The organism is Lentzea sp. DG1S-22 (assembly GCF_036321065.1).
Lineage (GTDB): Bacteria > Actinomycetota > Actinomycetes > Mycobacteriales > Pseudonocardiaceae > Lentzea > Lentzea jiangxiensis.
In genome coordinates this window covers 8,315,384-8,332,813 of sequence record NZ_CP143276.1, presented here as the reverse complement: position 1 = coordinate 8,332,813, position 17,430 = coordinate 8,315,384, and the positions used below count along the sequence as shown (strand labels likewise).

The 17,430-nt window shown below is 70.1% G+C and carries 19 protein-coding genes; 4 read left to right on the top strand and 15 right to left on the bottom strand.

Annotated features, from left to right (window positions below; translation table 11 throughout):
- Nucleotides 1-3 precede the first annotated feature (3 nt).
- Genes V1227_RS39765 through V1227_RS39745 form a run of 5 tightly spaced genes read right to left on the bottom strand, consistent with a single transcriptional unit; the run spans nt 4 to nt 4,867 of the window.
- Nucleotides 4-702 carry a FadR/GntR family transcriptional regulator gene (locus V1227_RS39765; protein WP_329790217.1) on the bottom strand — a complete coding sequence of 233 codons (699 nt, stop codon included), beginning with the start codon at nt 700-702 and terminating at the stop codon, nt 4-6.
- 2 nt (nt 703-704) lie between these two features.
- Nucleotides 705-1,472, bottom strand: coding sequence for a 3-oxoacyl-ACP reductase (locus V1227_RS39760; RefSeq protein ID WP_329790216.1), 768 nt, complete (start codon nt 1,470-1,472; stop codon nt 705-707).
- 26 nt (nt 1,473-1,498) lie between these two features.
- A complete protein-coding gene (locus tag V1227_RS39755) occupies nt 1,499-2,851 on the bottom strand; it encodes an aldehyde dehydrogenase family protein (RefSeq protein WP_329790215.1) in 1,353 nt (450 codons plus the stop codon).
- On the bottom strand, nt 2,848-3,540 hold the full coding sequence (locus V1227_RS39750) for a gamma-glutamyl-gamma-aminobutyrate hydrolase family protein (RefSeq protein ID WP_329790214.1): 693 nt from the start codon (nt 3,538-3,540) through the stop codon (nt 2,848-2,850). Before V1227_RS39750 ends, V1227_RS39755 begins: the two co-directional genes overlap by 4 nt.
- Complete coding sequence (locus tag V1227_RS39745; protein WP_329790213.1) at nt 3,527-4,867, bottom strand: glutamine synthetase family protein; 1,341 nt, start codon at nt 4,865-4,867, stop codon at nt 3,527-3,529. The genes V1227_RS39750 and V1227_RS39745 overlap by 14 nt, the downstream gene beginning before the upstream one ends.
- A 111-nt stretch (nt 4,868-4,978) precedes the next feature.
- On the opposite strand from V1227_RS39745, the gene eat reads away from it, so the two are divergent.
- From eat to V1227_RS39725, 4 genes are all read left to right on the top strand, one after another.
- A complete protein-coding gene (gene eat / locus V1227_RS39740) occupies nt 4,979-6,403 on the top strand; it encodes an ethanolamine permease (RefSeq protein ID WP_329790212.1) in 1,425 nt (474 codons plus the stop codon).
- Between the two features lie 204 nt (nt 6,404-6,607).
- Nucleotides 6,608-7,387: an IniB N-terminal domain-containing protein gene (locus V1227_RS39735; RefSeq protein WP_329790211.1), complete on the top strand. Its 780-nt coding sequence runs from the start codon at nt 6,608-6,610 to the stop codon at nt 7,385-7,387.
- 13 nt (nt 7,388-7,400) lie between these two features.
- The gene (locus V1227_RS39730; RefSeq protein WP_329790210.1) at nt 7,401-8,291 is read left to right on the top strand and encodes an NAD-dependent epimerase/dehydratase family protein; all 891 of its coding nucleotides are present in this window, start codon (nt 7,401-7,403) and stop codon (nt 8,289-8,291) included.
- On the top strand, nt 8,288-9,151 hold the full coding sequence (locus V1227_RS39725; RefSeq protein ID WP_329790209.1) for a 3-hydroxybutyryl-CoA dehydrogenase: 864 nt from the start codon (nt 8,288-8,290) through the stop codon (nt 9,149-9,151). The genes V1227_RS39730 and V1227_RS39725 overlap by 4 nt, the downstream gene beginning before the upstream one ends.
- A gap of 58 nt (nt 9,152-9,209) precedes the next feature.
- On the opposite strand, the gene V1227_RS39720 is transcribed toward V1227_RS39725, so the two are convergent.
- The 10 genes from V1227_RS39720 to V1227_RS39675 form a co-directional block, all read right to left on the bottom strand.
- A complete protein-coding gene (locus V1227_RS39720; RefSeq protein ID WP_329790208.1) occupies nt 9,210-9,785 on the bottom strand; it encodes a GTP-binding protein in 576 nt (191 codons plus the stop codon).
- Nucleotides 9,766-10,131: a DUF742 domain-containing protein gene (locus V1227_RS39715; protein ID WP_236217256.1), complete on the bottom strand. Its 366-nt coding sequence runs from the start codon at nt 10,129-10,131 to the stop codon at nt 9,766-9,768. The genes V1227_RS39720 and V1227_RS39715 overlap by 20 nt, the downstream gene beginning before the upstream one ends.
- Nucleotides 10,131-10,565 (bottom strand): roadblock/LC7 domain-containing protein, encoded by a 435-nt coding sequence (locus tag V1227_RS39710; protein ID WP_329790207.1) that lies wholly within the window; start codon nt 10,563-10,565, stop codon nt 10,131-10,133. Before V1227_RS39710 ends, V1227_RS39715 begins: the two co-directional genes overlap by 1 nt.
- Nucleotides 10,562-12,910: a sensor histidine kinase gene (locus V1227_RS39705; protein ID WP_329790206.1), complete on the bottom strand. Its 2,349-nt coding sequence runs from the start codon at nt 12,908-12,910 to the stop codon at nt 10,562-10,564. The genes V1227_RS39710 and V1227_RS39705 overlap by 4 nt, the downstream gene beginning before the upstream one ends.
- 237 nt (nt 12,911-13,147) lie before the next feature.
- The gene (locus V1227_RS39700; protein ID WP_329790205.1) at nt 13,148-14,062 is read right to left on the bottom strand and encodes a superoxide dismutase; all 915 of its coding nucleotides are present in this window, start codon (nt 14,060-14,062) and stop codon (nt 13,148-13,150) included.
- A 100-nt stretch (nt 14,063-14,162) separates the two neighbouring features.
- The gene (locus tag V1227_RS39695; protein WP_329790204.1) at nt 14,163-14,966 is read right to left on the bottom strand and encodes an NYN domain-containing protein; all 804 of its coding nucleotides are present in this window, start codon (nt 14,964-14,966) and stop codon (nt 14,163-14,165) included.
- Nucleotides 14,967-14,991: 25 nt separating this feature from the next.
- Entirely contained in the window at nt 14,992-15,831 is an 840-nt protein-coding gene (locus V1227_RS39690) for a helix-turn-helix domain-containing protein (protein WP_329790203.1), read from the bottom strand.
- Nucleotides 15,832-15,953: 122 nt separating this feature from the next.
- Nucleotides 15,954-16,688 (bottom strand): hypothetical protein, encoded by a 735-nt coding sequence (locus V1227_RS39685; protein ID WP_329790202.1) that lies wholly within the window; start codon nt 16,686-16,688, stop codon nt 15,954-15,956.
- 49 nt (nt 16,689-16,737) lie between these two features.
- Nucleotides 16,738-17,061 carry a hypothetical protein gene (locus V1227_RS39680; RefSeq protein ID WP_236217268.1) on the bottom strand — a complete coding sequence of 108 codons (324 nt, stop codon included), beginning with the start codon at nt 17,059-17,061 and terminating at the stop codon, nt 16,738-16,740.
- 66 nt (nt 17,062-17,127) lie between these two features.
- Entirely contained in the window at nt 17,128-17,427 is a 300-nt protein-coding gene (locus tag V1227_RS39675; protein WP_329790201.1) for a hypothetical protein, read from the bottom strand.
- Between the last annotated feature and the right edge of the window lie 3 nt (nt 17,428-17,430).

Below are 17,430 nucleotides of genomic sequence, written 5' to 3'. Positions count from 1 at the left end.
CCGTCAGACGAGGAAGCCGCGCAGCAGCGACGCCGTTCCGTCCAGGTGCTCGGCCATCGCCTGGCGGGCCGTCGCGGGGTCTCCGTCCAAAATGGAGGTGATGATGCGCTCGTGCTGGGCGTTGGAGTGCGCGAGGTTCGGTTCGAGCAGCGGGATGTGGTCGAGCAGCTCGTTGGTGCGCATCCGGGACTCGGCGACGGCGGCCGTGAGCGACGCGGAGCCGGTGGCCTCGGCGATCGCGAGGTGCAGCCGCGAGTCCTTGCGGCGGTACTCGGCGAGCGACGAGGTGGAGGCCTCCTCCAGGCGGGCGCGCAGCCCGCGCCGTTCGGCCGGACCGAGCGACCGGCCCGCCGCCGCCTCCGCGGCACCGGTCTCCAGCACCCCGCGCAGCGTCAGCACGTCGTGCAGGTCGCCGAACTCCTTGCCGGGAGCGGGCTTCGGGATGACCTCGTTGACGAACGTGCCGCCGTACCGGCCGCGCCGGGACTCGACGTAGTCGTTCTCCTGCAACGACCTGATCGCCTCGCGCACGGTCACCCGGCTCACGCCGAGCCGGGTGGCGAGCTCCCGTTCGGACGGCAGCCGCTCCCCCGGCGCGACGACGCCGAGCCGGATGGACTGCATGAGCCGTTCGACGGTCTCCTCGAAGGCGTTGCCCGCCCGCACCGGGCGGAACAACGCCTCCTGCGCGTGCTCCACCATCTCTAGAGCGGTGTCACGTACGCGCCGGCGATGCCGCCGTCCACGAGGAAGTTCGACGCGGTGATGAAAGACGAGTCGTCGGAAGCCAGGAACGCGACGGCCGCGGCGATCTCCTCGGGTTCGGCGAACCGGCCGAGGGGCACGTGGACGAGGCGCCGCGCGGCCCGCTCCGGGTCCTTGGCGAACAGCTCCCGCAGCAGCGGGGTGTTGACCGGCCCGGGAGACAGGGCGTTGACGCGGATGCCCTCGCGGGCGAACTGCACGCCGAGCTCGCGCGACATCGCGAGGACGCCGCCCTTGGACGCCGTGTAGGAGATCTGGGACGTCGCCGCGCCCATCGTCGCCACGAACGACGCCGTGTTGATGATCGAGCCCTTGCCGCCGGCCTGCATGTGCGGAATGGCGTACTTGCAGCACAGGTAGACCGACGTGAGGTTCACCTTCTGCACGCGGTCCCACGCCTCGATGCCCGTCGTGAGGATCGAATCGTCGTCGGGCGGCGAGATACCGGCGTTGTTGAAGGCGATGTCCAGCTTGCCGCACGTGTCCACAGTGGTCTGGAAGAGCGCTTTCACCTGCTCCTCGTCGGTCACGTCGACCTGGACGAACAGCCCGCCCACCTCGTCCGCCGCGGCCTTGCCCGTCGCCGGGTCGAGGTCGGCGACGACGACCTTCGCGCCCTCGCTCGCGAACCTGCGCGCGGTCGCGAGTCCGATGCCGCTGCCGCCGCCCGTCACGACGGCCACGCGGCCCTCGAGTCGCTGCACCATTTCTGTTCTCCTCGGGTTGCGCGGGATCAGGTTGCGATGAAGACGTTCTTGACTTCGGTGAAGGCGTCGAGCGCGTCCGGGCCGAGCTCGCGGCCGAGACCGGACTGCTTCACGCCGCCGAACGGCGTCCAGTAGCGGACCGACGAGTGGGAGTTGACCGACAGGTTGCCGGCCTCGACGGCGCGGGACACCCGGATCGCCCGGCCGACGTCGTTCGTCCAGATGGACCCGGACAGCCCGTACTCGGAGTCGTTCGCGATCCTGACGGCGTCGGCCTCGTCCTCGAAGGGCAGCACGACGACGACCGGGCCGAAGATCTCCTCGTGGACGGTCACGTGGTCGGCCGGCGGCGTCAGGACGGTCGGCGGGAACCAGAAGCCCGGCCCGTCCGGAGCCGTGCCGCGGAACGCGACGTGGGTGTCGTCTGGGACGTAAGACGCCACCTTGCCGAGGTGCGCCGCGGTGATGAGCGGCCCCATCTCGGTCGCCTCGTCGCCCGGTTCGCCGACCTCGACGCCCTTGACGGCGGGCTCCAGCAGTTCCATGAACCGGTCGTAGGCGCTCGCCTGCACGAGGATCCGCGACCGGGCGCAGCAGTCCTGCCCCGCGTTGTCGAACACCCCGTACGGCGCGGTGGCCGCCGCCTTCTCCAGGTCCGAGTCCGCGAAGACGATGTTGGCCGACTTGCCGCCCAGCTCCAGCGTCACCCGCTTCACCCGGTCCGCGCAGCCCGCCATGACCTGCTTGCCGACCTCGGTGGAGCCGGTGAAGACCACCTTGCGCACCAACGGGTGCGTGACGAACCGGTTGCCGACGACGCCGCCCTTGCCGGGCAGCACCTGGAACACGCCCTCGGGGATGCCAGCCTCCAGCGCGAGCTCGCCGAGCCGGACGGCGGTGAGCGGGGTGACCTCGGCGGGCTTGAGCACGACGGTGTTGCCCGCGGCCAGCGCGGGCGCGAACCCCCAGCCCGCGATGGGCATCGGGAAGTTCCACGGCACGATCACGCCGACGACGCCGAGCGGTTCGTGGAACGTGACGTCGAGGCCGCCCGCGACGGGGATCTGCTTGCCGAACAGGCGTTCCGGCGCCGCCGAGTAGTACTGCAGCACGTCGCGGACGTTGCCCGCCTCCCAGCGCGCGTTGCCGATGGTGTGCCCGGAGTTCTCGACCTCCAGCCGCGCCAGCTCCTCGGTGTGCGCGTCGACGACCTCCGCGAACCTGCGCAGCAGCCGGGCGCGGTCGCCGGGCGCGACGGTCCGCCAGCTCTCGAACGCCTTCTGCGCGCGGGCGATCGCCGCGTCCGTCTCTTCGAGCGAGGTGTGCGGGACGGACCGCACGACCTCCTCCGTGGCCGGGTTGATGACGTCGAAGGTCACGCTTTTCTCCTTGCAACATCCACGAGGGCCGCGAACAGCCTCAGGTCTTCGATGTCCTGCTCCGGGTGCGACTGCACGCCGACGACGAACCGCGCGCCCTCCAGCTCCACGGCCTCGACCGTGCCGTCGGGCGCCTGCGCCGTGACCCTGAGACCAGCCGCGACGCGGTCGAGCGACTGGTGGTGGTGGCACTGGACGGTCGTCCGGCCGCCGAGGATCCCGTGCAGCGCGGTGCCTTCGGCGATCTCGATCTCGGTGTGCTCGAAGACCGCGGGCGCCGGGTTGTGGCCCTCGACGTGCTGGTGCAGCGTGCCGCCGAGTGCCACGTTGAGCACCTGCATGCCCCGGCACACGCCGAGCAGCGGCAGGTCGAGCTTCAGCGCTCCCTCGACCAGGGCGAACTCGGCCTCGTCGCGGGCGGGGTTCGGCGTGCCGGTCCGCTCGTCGGGCTCCGCGCCGTAGGCGGCGGGGTCGATGTCGGCACCGCCCGCGATCACCAGGCCGTCGAGGAACGCGATGGTCTCGGCGTTCCACGCGCCCACCGGCGGCAGCATGACCGGGTTGCCGCCGGCCTGGACCACGCAGTCGAGGTAGCCGCGGTGGAGCACCGCTGCCTCCACGTCCCAGTGCCCGAAGCGCGTGCGCTCCAGGTAGGTGCTGATGCCGACGAGGGGCTTAGAGGCGCTCAAAACAGCGCACCTTCTCCCAGTCCGTGACCGCGGCCTCGAACGCGTCGAGCTCGACCTTCGCCGCGTTCAGGTAGTGGTCGACGACGTCCTGCCCGAACGCGTCGCGCGCGATCGTGCTGGAGGCCAGCAGACCGGCGGCCTCCTTCAGCGTGGTCGGCACCGTGGGCCGGTCGGACGCGTAGGCGTTGCCGACGAACTCGTCCTCCAACTCCAGCTCCTGCTCGACGCCGTGCAGGCCGGCCGCGATCAGCGCCGCCACCGCGAGGTACGGGTTGACGTCCCCTCCGGGCACCCGGTTCTCGAACCGCAGCGACTGGCCGTGGCCGACGACGCGCAGCGCGCACGTGCGGTTGTCCCGGCCCCACGCCACCGCGGTCGGCGCGAACGAGCCCCGCACGAAGCGCTTGTAGGAGTTGATGTTCGGCGCGAGGAAGTACGTGAGCTCCCGCAACCCGGCGAGCTGCCCGGCGAGGAAGTGCTCCATCAGCGGGGACATGCCGCGGCCCTCGGCGAAGACCGGCTCGCCGTCCTTCGAGCGCAGGCTCAGGTGGATGTGGCAGGAGTTGCCCTCGCGTTCGTTGTACTTCGCCATGAACGTGAGCGACTTCCCCTGCTGCGCGGCGATCTCCTTGGAGCCGTTCTTGTAGATGGCGTGCTGGTCGCACGTGCGCAGCGCCGTTGTGTAGCGGAAGGCGATCTCGTGCTGGCCGGGGTTGCACTCCCCCTTGGCCGACTCGACGACCATGCCCGCGCCCGTCATGCCGTTGCGGATGGCCCGCAGCAACGGCTCGACGCGCGCGGTGCCGAGCAACGAGTAGTCGACGTTGTACTGGTTGGACGGCGTGAGGTTGCGGTAGCCGGAGTTCCAGGCCTGCTCGTAGGTGTCGTCGAAGACGACGAACTCGAGCTCGGTGCCGACGTACGCGTCGAGGCCCAGCTCCGCGAGGCGGTCGAGCTGCTTGCGCAGGACCTGCCTCGGTGACGCGACGACGGGGTCGCCGTTCTCCCAGACGACGTCGCACATGACGAGCGCGGTGCCCTCCTGCCACGGCACCCTGCGCAGCGTCTCCACGTCCGGCTTCATCACGAAGTCGCCGTACCCGCTCTCCCAGCTCGACATCCCGAAGCCGCTGACGGGGTTCATCTCGACGTCGACGGCGAGCAGGTAGTTGCAGCCCTCGGCGGAGTGGCCGAGGACCTCGTCGAGGAAGTACCGGGCGGCACACCGCTTGCCCTGCAAGCGCCCCTGCATGTCCACGATCGCGACGAGGACGGTGTCGATCTCACCGGTGTCCACGGCCTCGCGCAACTCCTCGACGGTCAGCATCTCCGCTTTCCTCCAAAGGTATGTCTACGGGCCATTGACGGCATCATCTTGACACCGCCGGGTGACGAGCGCCACCCTCAACCACTGCTCAAAGGACTGTTAGGAGTCCATATGGCCAAGCACGTCGAGTACGAGAACGTGAGCAGCGACTACTTGGAGCACCGGCAGCTCAAACGTGGCGCGGCGGGGTGGGTCCTGCTGGCCGGGCTGGGTGTCTCGTACGTGATCTCCGGCGACTTCGCCGGGTGGAACTTCGGTCTCGCCCAGGGCGGGTGGGGCGGGTTGCTGGTCGCCACGGTCCTGATGGCGACGATGTACACGTGCATGGTGTTCGGTCTCGCCGAACTGGCCTCCGCACTGCCCGTGGCAGGCGCCGGCTACGGCTTCGCGAGGCGCGCACTCGGCCCGTTGGGCGGGTACGCGACAGGCATCGCCATCCTGATCGAGTACGCCATCGCTCCCGCGGCGATCTCGGTCTTCATCGGCGACTACGTCAAAGCACTCGGCCTGCTGGACGCCACGTGGCCGGTGTACCTCGCCTGCTACATCATCTTCGTCGGCATCCACCTGTACGGCGTGGGCGAGGCGTTGCGGGTGATGTTCGTGATCACCGGCGTCGCCGTCGTGGCCCTGGTGGCGTTCGTGGCGGGCATGATCCCGAAGTTCGACGCCTCCAAGCTCTTCGACATCGGCGACGGCTCGTTCCTGCCGATGGGTGTGACGGGCGCGTGGGGCGCGATCGTGTTCGCGATCTGGTTCTTCCTCGCGGTGGAGGGCGTTCCGCTGGCCGCCGAGGAAGCCCGGGACCCCAAGCGCGACATGCCCCGCGGCATCATCGGCGCGATGGTGGTGCTGCTGGTGTTCGCCGCCGCGATCCTGCTGGTGGCACCGGGCGGCGCGGGCGCCAAGGCGCTGGAGGCGTCCGGCAACCCGTTGCCCGAGGCGGTCCGCGCGGCCTACGGCGGCGACAACTTCCTGGCGCAGCTGGTGAACTACGTCGGCCTGGCGGGCCTGGTCGCGTCGTTCTTCTCGATCATCTACGCCTACTCGCGCCAGCTCTTCGCGTTGTCGCGCGCGGGATACCTGCCGCGGTGGCTGTCGAAGACGGGCAAGCGCAAGACGCCGTACCTGGCGTTGATCGTGCCCGGCACCATCGGGTTCGTGCTGGCGACGATCATGAAGACGGCCGACCCGGTGACGGGCGGCGCGCGGCTCATCAACATCGCGGTGTTCGGCGCGGCTCTGTCGTACGTGCTGATGATGGTGTCGCACATCGTTCTGCGGAAGACGGCACCGGACCTGCCGCGTCCGTACCGGACTCCCGGTGGTGTGGTGACCACGGGCGTGGCGCTGGTTCTCGCCGTTGCCGCTGTCATCGCCACGTTCTTCGTCGACGAGGTCGCTGCTGCCGTGACGGCGGGCATCGTCGTGATCGCCGTTGCCTACTACTGGTTCTACAGCCGGCACCACCTGGTCGCGAACGCTCCGGAGGAGGAGTTCGCGGCGATCGCCAGGGCGGAGGCCGAGCTCGACTGAGCAGGCGAGCGCTGGTTCTCGGCGGCACGGGCCTCATCGGCCGTGCCGCCGCCCGGCGTCCGCGGCATCCCCTAACAGGTGACCGCCGGCCCCTAGGGAGCCTGCCCACCCGAGATCTAGGGCTCACACCCGATGCCCAGGGGATGTCGATCTCACTACGGTTCCCGGCGACATCCCCCGACCCGCCGTAGGAGCCCTACTTCCATGATGCAGCAGGCCACCCCGCAGCAGCCCGTTCAGCCCGCCGCCCCCGAGGCGACCGCCCCGGCCACCCCGGCGGCCGTGCCGCAGGAGGCCCAGCCGGCCACGCTGCAGGAGTTCGCCCTGAACCTCCTGAACGACCCGGCGGCCCTGTCGGCGTTCGACCTCGACCCCGAGGGCGTCCTCAGCTCCTGCGGCCTGAGCGACATCACCCCCGGTGACGTCCAGGAGATCCTCCCGCTGGTGCTCGACGCCGCCTCGTTCGCCGACGTCGACGGCCTCGCGTCCTACAGCGCCCTCACGGGCCTCGCGAACGTCGGCGCCGCCAGCGGCCTGGCCGGCGACCTGTCCGGCCACTGCGACGTGTCGAAGACCCTCGACGGCGTGACGGGCGTCGGCGACCTCTCCGGTCTGGGCGGTGTCACCGACCTCGGCGCCGTCACCGACCTGTCCGGTGTCACGGACCTCGCCGGCACCGGCGACGTCCTCGGCACGGTGACCGGGGTGGCGGACGTCGACGGCGTCCTCGGCACCGTCACCGGCGTGACCGGCGTCGTCTCCGTCGACGGCGTGCCCGGCGTGCTCGGCGCCGTCACCACCGACGTCACGACCGTCACCGACGTGGTCCACGAGGTCGTCCCGGACGTCGCGCCGGTCAGCGGCGTGCACGACACCGTCCACGGCGTCGTCGACGGCACCGTCGGCACCGTGCTCGGCGGCGACGTCGCCGACCTCGACCTGCTCGACGGCGTCGGTGGCCTGACCGAAGGCCTCGGCCTCTGATCTGATGTCCCGCGTGGGCAGACGAGCGTTGATCCTCGGCGGCACGGGCCTCATCGGCCGTGCCGCCGCCCGGCGTCTGCGGCAGGCGGGCTGGACCGTCGACGCTCCCGGCCGCGAGGTGGACCGCGGCGATCCCGGGGCGTTGGCGGCCGCGATGGGCGACGGCGCCGACCTGCTGGTCGACTGCCTCTGCTACTCGGCTCGGGACGCGCGAACGCTGGTGCCGTTGGCACGCAGGGCCCGTTCGGTCGTGATGATCTCCACCAAGGCCGTGTACGTGGACTCCCTGGGGCGGCACGCCAACTCCGACGAACCTCCCCGCTTCGACGGCCCCGTGTCCGAGGACCAGCCGACGCTCGCGCCCGCCGTCTCGGATCCGTTCACGCGCGAGGGCTACGGGCCGAACAAGGTCGCGGCGGAGCGGACCTTGCTCGACAGCGGCCTGCCCGTCACCGTGCTGCGAGCGTCCAAAGTGCACGGTCCCGGCAACAAGCGCCCGCTGGAGCAGTACTTCGTCGAACGGGTCCTGGCCGGGCACAAGGTGGTCGTGCTCGCGTCACGCGGCGAGGGCGTGGACCACCCGACCTCCACCGCGAACCTGGCCGCGTTGATCGAGACGGTCGCGGAGAACCCCGGCGCGCGCGTGCTGAACGCCGCAGACCCGGACGCCCCGAAGGGCCTGGAGATCTCGCGGATCATCGCCCGCTCGCTGCGGCACGAGTGGCGCGAGATCCTGCTGGAACACGACCAGGCGGGTCGCCACCCGTGGCGGCGAGGCTTCGTCCTCGACACCTCGACGGCGCGCGCACTCGGCTACGTGCCGGTGGGCGACTACGCCCACACCGTCCAGGAGGCTCTCCGCGACCTCGTTTCGAGCAGGTCGTGGCAGGATCGGGCGTTGTGAGTGACATTCAACGTGTGGGAATCGTCGGTTCCGGCCTCATGGGCTCCGGAATCGCCGAGGTGAGCGCCCGTGCCGGCCTCGACGTCATCGTCGTCGAGGTCAACGCGGGCGCGGCCGAGGCGGCGCAGGGGCGGATCGCCACCTCGCTGGCCAGGGGCGTCAAGTCGGGCAAGCTGAGCGAAGCGGACCGCGACGCCGCGCTCGGCCGCATCCGCTTCACGACCGACATCGGCGACTTCGCCGACCGCCAGTTCGTGGTCGAGGCCGTCGCCGAGAACGAGCAGGTCAAGACCGAGGTCTTCACCGCGCTCGACAAGGTCGTGACCGACGAGGACGCCATCTTCGCGTCGAACACGTCGTCCATCCCGATCATGAAGCTCGGCATGGCCACGAACCGGCCCGAGCAGGTCATCGGCGTGCACTTCTTCAACCCGGTGCCCGTCCTGAAGCTGGTCGAGATCGTGCCGTCGCTGCTGACCGGCGCCGCCACGCAGGACCGCGCCGAGGCGTTCGTGCGCGAGACCCTGCACAAGGAGGTCATCCGCTCGCAGGACCGCGCCGGTTTCGTGGTCAACGCGCTGCTGATCCCCTACCTGCTCTCGTCGATCCGCATGCTGGAGTCCGGCTTCGCCTCGGCCGACGACATCGACAACGGCATGGTGCTCGGCTGCGCCCACCCGATGGGCCCGCTGCGCCTCACCGACCTGATCGGCCTCGACACCACGAAGGCCATCGCCGAGTCGATGTACGAGGAGTTCAAGGAGCCGCTGTACTCGCCGCCGCCGCTGCTGCTGCGCATGGTGGACGCGGGCCTGCTGGGCAAGAAGTCGGGCCGCGGTTTCCACAACTACGCGAAGTGATCGCGGCGAAGGCCCGCTCCGAGGAGCGGGCCTTCTGCTTCCACCACGTCACCGGCCGCTACACAGCCGCCAGCCGGTTCATCGAGTGCTGGATCAGCCCGACCAGCACCGCCTTCGACGACTCCCGGTTCCGCGCGTCGCACAGCACCACCGGGATCGCCTCGTCCAGGTCGAGCGCGTGCCGCACCTCGTCCACCGTGTAGTTCTGCGACCCGTCGAAGCAGTTCACGGCCACGATGAACGGGATGCCGCGGTGCTCGAAGAAGTCGATCGACGGGAACGACGAGTCGAGCCGCCGCGTGTCGACGAGGACGACGGCGCCGATCGCCCCGGTCGCCAGCTCGTCCCACATGAACCAGAACCGGTTCTGGCCCGGCGTGCCGAAGAGGTACAGCACCACCTTGGTGTTGATGGTGATGCGGCCGAAGTCCAAGGCGACGGTGGTGGTGTCCTTGCCCTCCACGCCCGCGAGGTCGTCGACGTGCACGCCGGCCTCGGTGAGCAGCTCTTCTGTCCGGAGCGGCGGGATCTCGGACACCGACGCGACCATCGTGGTCTTGCCGGTGCCGAACCCGCCCGCGATGACGATCTTGACCGCGGTCGGCACGGTCAGCTCAGATGCCACGAACACCATCCAGTACGGCCTGCAGGAGATCCCTGTCCGGGATCGTGGGGGAAGAGGTCTGCACGAGCACGTCACCCCGCTCGATGAGGTCCGACAGCAGGACCTTCACGACGACGAGCGGGACGTCGAGGTAGGCGGCGACCTCGGCGACCGAGAGCGGGCGTGCGCACAGGGCCATGATCTCGCGATGTTCGACCGTCAGCGACGTCTGGTCGGACGCAAACGCGGCGGCCCGGACCTGCGTCACGAGGTGCAGGTCGGGCGCGTTCGGCCGGGTGCGGCCGCGCACCATCGCGTAGGGCCGCACCAGCGGCCCCGCGGCCTCGTCGTACCACCAGTCGTCCCGTGCGCTCATCAGCGCGACTCACGCGCCGAGGGGACGGTGGCGGTCTCCGCGCGCGGTGCCGACGACAGGTACGTTCCCACGCGCTTGACCAGCATGTTCATCTCGTACGCGATCATGCCCATGTCGGCGTCCTCCTCGCCCAGGACGGCCAGGCAGGCGCCGTGCCCGGCAGCGGTCACGAACAGGTAGGCGTGCTCCATCTCGACGATGGTCTGGCGCACCGCACCGCCGCCGAAGTGGCGGCCGGTGCCGCGGGCGAGCGACTGGAACGCCGACGCCATCGCGGACAGGTGCTCCGAGTCGTCGCGGGACAGCCCGGCCGAGCGGCCGAGCAGGAGTCCGTCCGCCGACAGCACGACCGCGTGGCGGGCGCCGACCACGCGCTGGATCAGGTCCTCCAGCAACCAGTTCAGTTCGCCGTGCTGGCTGGGGTTGTCCTTCATGACGAGGGGGCTCCTTCTGATCTCCAGTCATCGGTCAGCCTCGCGTCACGGGTGCCGCGCTGGAACGCGGCGAGCCCGTCACGGGTTCGCTCGGCCGACCTTTCGCCGGTCACCGGCTCGGCGTGGGGCGGCGGTTCCTCAGACGGGTGCACGAGCTGCGGCGCGAGGTTCTGCCGCTTCTTCCTGCGGGGAAGGGGTGCCTTCCCGTCTCCCGTGAGAGGAGGTGCCGCTGGGGGTGGTTCGTCCGCCGGTGCACCTGTCCCGGGAACGCCGGCGGGCGCCAAGGCGTTCAGCCCCGCGTGCAGGGCCTCGAGCCCCTCGGGCGTGACCGTGATCGGGAAGCTCGGGTGCTCCTCGGCGTGGCCGGGGTGCCGGTCGTGCACCGACCGCACCGGCGGCATCTGCGTGGTCTCGGTGATGTCGCCCGCGGTGTCGTGCGGGGCGACGATGTTCGGCGGCAGGACGCACAACGCAACGGTGCCACCATAGGGCGAGTCGCGCAGCTCGACCTTGATGCCCCGCCGCGCCGCGAGCCGGGCGACGACGAAGAGCCCCAGCCGGGACTCGCCGCGGAAGGCCATCGTCTCGAAGTCCGGCGGGTTGGAGAGCTTCGCGTTGGCCTGCAGGCGTTCCTCCTGCGTGAGGCCGAGGCCGTGGTCCTCGATCTCGATCACGATCCCGTGCGGCGCCGCGTTGGAGTGGATGACCACCTCCGACCGCGGCGACGAGAACGCCGTCGCGTTGTCGACGAGCTCCGCCAGCAGGTGGATGGTGTCGGCGACGGCGACGCCCACGAGCGCGCGGTCGGGCACCGGGTTGACCCGGACGCGGACGTACTGCTCGGTCTCGGCGACCGCGGACCGGATGACGTCGCTCAGGCGCACCGGCTTGCGCCACTGCCTGCCCGGCTGCTCCCCCGCGAGGATGATCAGGTTCTCGGCGTTGCGGCGCGCGCGGGTCGCCAGGTGGTCGAGCTGGAAGAGCGAGTCGAGCTGCTCGGGGTGCTCCTCCTCGCGCTCCAGCTTGTCGAGGATCTTGAGCTGGCGGTGCACGAGCCCCTGGTTGCGGTGCGCGATGTCGAGGAAGACCCGGTTGACGCCCTCGCGGGCCTGCGTCTCCTTCACCGCCGCCGCGACGGCCGTGTACTGGGCGGTGTTGAACGCGTCGGCGACCTGGCCGATCTCGTCGTTGCCGTAGTCCAGCGGCGGCATGTCGCGGTGGACGTCCACCTGCTCGCCGCCGCGCAGCCGCGCCACGATGTGCGGCAGCCGTTCCTGGGCCAGCCGCAGGGTGTCCTCGCGCAACGACGTGAGCCGCGTGATCAGCGCCCTCGACACGAGCCGGTTCGAGATGCGCAGCGCCAGCACGATGCCGACCACGACCGCGAGCAACGCGATCAGGCTGCCGATCAGCACCGCGGCCACCCGGCTGTCGGCCTTGTCGAGACCGAGGTCGGCCGCGTCACGCGCCTGCCGGACGGCGAGCCCGACGAGGTTGTCGTGCACGGGACCGGCCGCCGAGCGCCACTGCCGGTCGGTCACCGACCGGTCGCCGTTGATGATCCGGCCCTCGAGGTCGAGCAGCGTCCGGTACTCGGTGCTGCCGCGCAGCGCGTCGTACTGACCCCTCGCCTGCTCCAGCGCGAACGGGATCGTGGAGTCGAGGCTCGAGTGGTAGGCGCCGACGAGCCGGGAGAACTCGACGCGCTCTGCCGGGGCGAACGTGCCGTTGAGCAGCCCGCGCGACCCGATCGTGGTGCCCCGCGACAGCCAGTCCGCGGCCTGGAAGATCGTGACGGCCTGGACGTTCGCCTGGCCCGCCTCCGCGTCCGGCACGAGCCGCGCCTGCCGCGCCAGCAGGGCGATGCCCGAGTCGAGCAGGCCGTTGTAGTAGTCGTAGACCGCCTGCGGGCTCGCCGTCCGCGCCTCGACGCGCGAACGCTGCTGCGGCAGCTCGTCCAGCGCGGAGTCGAGCGCGGAGATCCGGCCGGCGATGTCCTGGGGTGCGTCGTCCGCGAGGTCCGCGAACGCGTCCCTCATCTTCCGCACGGCCTCGTCGGTCCGGCCGTGCTGGCTCTCCAGCTCGCCGGCGCCCTCGGCACCGCTGAGCAGTTCGAGGCTCAGCCCGCGTTCCTCCTGCAGCCCGGCGAACGCCTCGACGGACGGGATCGCCGCGCCCTTCACCCCGGCCGCGACGGAACGCACGTAGAAACCGTCGAAAAGGGTGTAAGAGGAGAAAACGGCCCACATGACGAGGAGCACCACGCTCGGAACGACCACGACACCGGCCAGCCGCGACCGAATGGTCCGGTAGTTGGTCGGTGTGTAACCGCTCTTCTCGTTCACAGCGCTCTCACGGTCTCCTGTGTCCCACGGCTAGCGCTGCGGGTTACCTGAGTAACTCCTTCGGCTGCATTCAAGTTACGGCGAGTGATCATCGTTACTCGTTGACAGCGATCACACGCGGTATGCGGTTGGCAGGCTACCCAGTCGAGTGAGTGAAGCAACACCCGGCACGGGGGTTCTCACAAGGCAAGAACCCCCGTACGGGCTAGTTCCGCCGCCCGTTCCGCTCCCCCGTCGCTAAGGACGCTCGACCGCGACGACGTTGTAGGTCGTCTCGGGCGTCGGGGGAGTCGTGAAGCGGGCATTCGGCAGGTAGAGGCGCTTGCCGAACGCGGCGACCGTCGTGGGAACGTCGAAACGGGCATCCGTGCGTTCCGCGGCGAGCGTCGCTCCATCACGGCTCAACGTGTAACGCGCGACTTTGTTCAGCCTGTTTTGCACCACGTACAACTGCCGCCCCTCGCGCAACAGCCCGTCACCATTGGTGAGTGTTTGACCGTTCAAATTGATCTCGGCCGTTTTCCCGCTCCGGGGATCGACCCCGAACAGCTTTCCGGTGTTGCTCTGCACGACGATCAGCCCGCCGTCGAGTCCGGTGACGATGCCGTTGAGGTTCGTCGCGCCGGGCGTGATGACGAGGTCGCCGGTCAGGGCGAGCGTGCGGTGCGGCTCGAGGCTCAGCGGCACCTCGTAGAGCAGCGCCTTGCGCGAGTCGGTGAACCACGCCGACTTCTCGGTCAGCACGACGTCGTTGACGAACGTGTCCGCGGTCGCGAACTGGAACTTCGCCAGCAAAGCACCACTTCGCGCGTCGTAGACCCGTGCGTCGCCGCCGACGCCACCGGCGACCCAGAGCCGCTTGCGCGAGTCGACCTTCAGGCCGAGCGAGGGGGTGCCGGGCCCCTTCGCGAGCACCTTCCCCCGGCCCGTGCGCAGGTCCGCCGCGTAGATCGACCCGTCGGCCCGCGACCCGAAGTAGGCCGTGGTGCCGCTGATCGCGATGCCTTCCGGTTGCCACCCGTCGGGCAGCGAGAACTCGGTGGGGAAGCTCCCGGGACGGGAGTGCCCGGAACCGTCCGCGGTGGCCGGCGCCGCGACGCCGAGCGTGACGCCCAGGACCGCCGCGAGCAGGACACCGAATCTGCGGTACATGCCGCCTCCTTGTCGGATTGGGGTGCCCCCGATCCTTCTCCAGCCTGACGGCAGAACCGGAGTTTCCTCAGCAATCCGACATCTCCGCAGCTCAGCGCTCTCAGCCGACGGGACGCCGCCGCTTGTCGCGGGTGTAGATGATCGCCGACTTGCCTTCCCCCGGGCTGCGGCGCTCCAGCTCGAACAGCGTCGTCGCGGTGATCAGGTCGCTGAGCTTGGTGTAGCCGTAGGTGCGGGAGTCGAAATCCGGACGCTGCTTGGTGATGATGTTGCCCACCGATCCCAGCGCCGCCCAGCCGTCGTCGTCCGAGGCGGCCTCGACCGCGTTGCGCAGCTGGTTCACGAGCGCGCTGTTGGCCTTGAGCTGCGCGGCCACCGTCGCGGTCTTCTGCTTGGGCGCTACCTCCTCGGGCGTCGTCGCGCTGGTCAGGTTCTCGATGTAGACGAACTTGTCGCAGGCCGCCACGAACGGCTGGGGCGTCTTGCGCTCGCCGAACCCGTAGACGGTGAGACCGGACTCGCGCAGCCGCGCGGCGAGCCGGGTGAAGTCGCTGTCGCTCGACACGATGCAGAACCCGTCGAAGCGCTCCGAGTACAGCAGGTCCATCGCGTCGATGACCATCGCCGCGTCCGTGGCGTTCTTGCCGGTCGTGTACGCGAACTGCTGGACGGGCTGGATCGACTGCGCGAGCAGGTGCTCCTTCCAGCCCTTGAGGTTCGTGCCGGTCCAGTCGCCGTAGGCCCGCTTCACGTGCGCGGTGCCGTACTTGGCGACCTCGGCGAGCAGGTCTTCGGTGATCGAGGGCCGCGCGTTGTCCGCGTCGATCAGCACCGCGAGCCTGGCTGTGTTCTCGCCGACCACGACCTGCACACCTCCGTCGTCCGTCCACCCGGTCGGCGCCATCGTCGCACGCCCCGCTCCGGCGGGCTCACAGCTCGGCCGCCGCCTCGGCGATCAGCTCCAGCGACTCCCCGGTCCCCGCCGCGACCTGCCGCAGCCGCGCGAACCGCCGCGCGCACTGCTCGGTCAGCCCCGGCTCCTCGACGTACTCGCCCTTGAGGAACGTCTCCAGGTACGCCACGTCGTCGTGCTGCCGGTGCGGGAAACCGAGCAGCGTGAACGGCGATCCCATCGCCGGGTAGGCCCCGGCGCCGCGCGGCACCACCTGCACGCTCACCCCGGGCTGCTCGCTCACCTCCATGAGGTGCAGCAGCTGCGCCTTCATCACCCGCGGCCCGCCGACGACCTGCCGCAGCACGGCCTCCGGGAACACCACCTCCACCGACAGCGGGTCCCTGTCGCCGAGGCGGCCGGCCCACGCCTCGCGCACCGCCGCCACCCGCGCGGCGCGCACGGGCTCGTCCTCGCGCAGAACGGCATCGGTGTAACCGGGGAGCTGGAAGACCGGCGGAACGAGATCCGTCGTGAACGCGCGCAGCACCGTCGCCTCGAACACGAGATCGGCGAAGTCCGCGGCCGCGTCGAACTGCACCGCACCCGAAACGCGCGAGCGAACTCGTTCCGCGTACTGAGCCCGCAACACCACAGCTTGCCATTCCGCGGTGGGCACCTTGTAGACGTAACCGAGCGCCATGACGTCCACGGGCGCCGACGGCTGCACGGCGTTCTCCATCATGGACAGCTTGGCGCTGCTGAAACCCACGCGCTGACCGGCCTCGGTGAGGCTCAGCTCGCGCTCACCGCGCCACCCGGCCAGCTGCCGCCCGATGGCGCGTTCGAGCGTCGTGGCCCGGAAATCCTTCGGCATGACGCGAAGGATATGACCAATTCGGATTCCCGAAAGGGACGGGTCGGTGTGGACAACCCTTAAATAGCAACGATCTCCGTTCAACGGAGAGCCTTGCGTTAAACGACCGAGAGCGCTTTTTACTATTGATAGCGCTTTGCGCGCGCATGAGCACGCACGAGGTCGTGGAACCGGAACGCGTCATCGCCGACCTCGGTCAGCAACGACTTCTCCACCAGGTCGTCCAGCGCGTCCTCGACGTCGCACTCGGACTCCCCCGCGATCGCCGCCGCCACCGGCACGCCGAACGCGTCCGCCTCCCACGCGCACAACCGGTAGAGCCGCGCCTGCCGCTCTGGAAGCTCCACATAGGACAGGTCGAGCAGCCGCCCGAGCCGTCCGTCGTCGGTGAGCGGCCCGACCTCGACGGCGTGCGCCCGCGGCAGGTCCAGTTCCGACCGGCTCGTCACGAGCACCGTGCCGGACGCCGGCAGCAGCGGCGTCACCTGCTCGGCCGAGTCCGCGTTGTCCAGCAACAGGGTGAACTGCCGGCGCGTGACGAGCCCGCGGAACACCGCCTGCTCCTCGCCGGGATCGGCGCCGAGCCCGAACGCCCTCAGCACCCGCCCGAGGTCGTGCGCGCCGAGGTCGACGTGCAGCTGATCACCGGATCCCCGCTCCCACAACCACTTCAGCGCCAGCGCGGTCTTCCCCGCCCCGCCCGCGCCGTGCAGCAGCGTCACCCCGGACCGGATCGCGTCCAGCTCGGCGTCCCTGCCGACGAAGTGCCGCGGCGGCGCGGGAGGCCGGAACCTCGGCGGTACGTCGTTCCTGCCCCTGATGACCCCCGTGGCGGCCCCGGCCAGCACGTCACCCATACCCGCACCTCCCCGACACGTTGAAGCTACGGTCTTTCCGCGTCTTGCATCAGACGGCCATAGAGTGATCGCACGTGAGCGCGGCCCCCGTGCTCGACGTCGAGGACCGCACCTGCCGCCCGTTGACGATGATCTTGCACGTGAGCTCGCCGTGCACGCCCTCCAGCCGGATGGCGACCCGCCCCTTGCGCTTGCCGATGCGCTCGAACGGCATGTCGGGGTTGCGCAGGGTGCGTTCCTCCTCGCCGGGGAACGTGTAGGTGAGCTGGTCGGTCGTGCCGGTCCCCTCGACCACCACGCGGATGCTGGGCGCTGCCGCGCAGCCGGTCGCTCCGGCCAGCAGCAGGCCCACGAGTAAAGCGGCGGTCTTCATGGCGGGAACGGTAGGAAGCGCGGGGGTCCTCCGGCATCAGCCTGAAGGCTCGACCGGTATCAGCCATCAGAGTGACAACCCGAGGCTCCTCAGTCGTTCCTCGACCCTGAACCGCTCGACCTCGCGGTCCACTCCCTCCGCCAGGGCGTCCAGCCGGTGCTCCACCTCCAACGCCGAGCAGGCCTGCACGAGCAACGCGTCATAGGCCTGACGAGCACCGATCTTCTTGGCTGCCGACACGCCGGGCCCGAAGCAGGCCCGTGCCCGGCGCACACGACGGAGGTCGGCCGCGATTCGTTCTATCGGCCGATGGTCGGACACCGGGGCGGAAGGCCGGAGGAGCGCCTTCACGAAACCGAAGGGCACGCA

What these genes read in the sequence shown, in the direction of transcription:
- V1227_RS39760 (WP_329790216.1), bottom strand. Translation starts at nt 1,472, where the DNA reads ATGGTGCAGCGACTCGAGGGCCGCGTGGCCGTCGTGACGGGCGGCGGC.
- V1227_RS39720 (WP_329790208.1), bottom strand. Translation starts at nt 9,785, where the DNA reads ATGGTGTTCGTGGCATCTGAGCTGACCGTGCCGACCGCGGTCAAGATC.
- V1227_RS39685 (WP_329790202.1), bottom strand. Translation starts at nt 16,688, where the DNA reads ATGGGTGACGTGCTGGCCGGGGCCGCCACGGGGGTCATCAGGGGCAGG.
- V1227_RS39695 (WP_329790204.1), bottom strand. Translation starts at nt 14,966, where the DNA reads ATGGCGCCGACCGGGTGGACGGACGACGGAGGTGTGCAGGTCGTGGTC.
- V1227_RS39710 (WP_329790207.1), bottom strand. Translation starts at nt 10,565, where the DNA reads ATGAAGGACAACCCCAGCCAGCACGGCGAACTGAACTGGTTGCTGGAG.
- V1227_RS39680 (WP_236217268.1), bottom strand. Translation starts at nt 17,061, where the DNA reads ATGAAGACCGCCGCTTTACTCGTGGGCCTGCTGCTGGCCGGAGCGACC.
- V1227_RS39690 (WP_329790203.1), bottom strand. Translation starts at nt 15,831, where the DNA reads ATGCCGAAGGATTTCCGGGCCACGACGCTCGAACGCGCCATCGGGCGG.
- eat (WP_329790212.1), top strand. Translation starts at nt 4,979, where the DNA reads ATGGCCAAGCACGTCGAGTACGAGAACGTGAGCAGCGACTACTTGGAG.
- V1227_RS39735 (WP_329790211.1), top strand. Translation starts at nt 6,608, where the DNA reads ATGATGCAGCAGGCCACCCCGCAGCAGCCCGTTCAGCCCGCCGCCCCC.
- V1227_RS39745 (WP_329790213.1), bottom strand. Translation starts at nt 4,867, where the DNA reads ATGCTGACCGTCGAGGAGTTGCGCGAGGCCGTGGACACCGGTGAGATC.
- V1227_RS39715 (WP_236217256.1), bottom strand. Translation starts at nt 10,131, where the DNA reads ATGAGCGCACGGGACGACTGGTGGTACGACGAGGCCGCGGGGCCGCTG.
- V1227_RS39765 (WP_329790217.1), bottom strand. Translation starts at nt 702, where the DNA reads ATGGTGGAGCACGCGCAGGAGGCGTTGTTCCGCCCGGTGCGGGCGGGC.
- V1227_RS39700 (WP_329790205.1), bottom strand. Translation starts at nt 14,062, where the DNA reads ATGTACCGCAGATTCGGTGTCCTGCTCGCGGCGGTCCTGGGCGTCACG.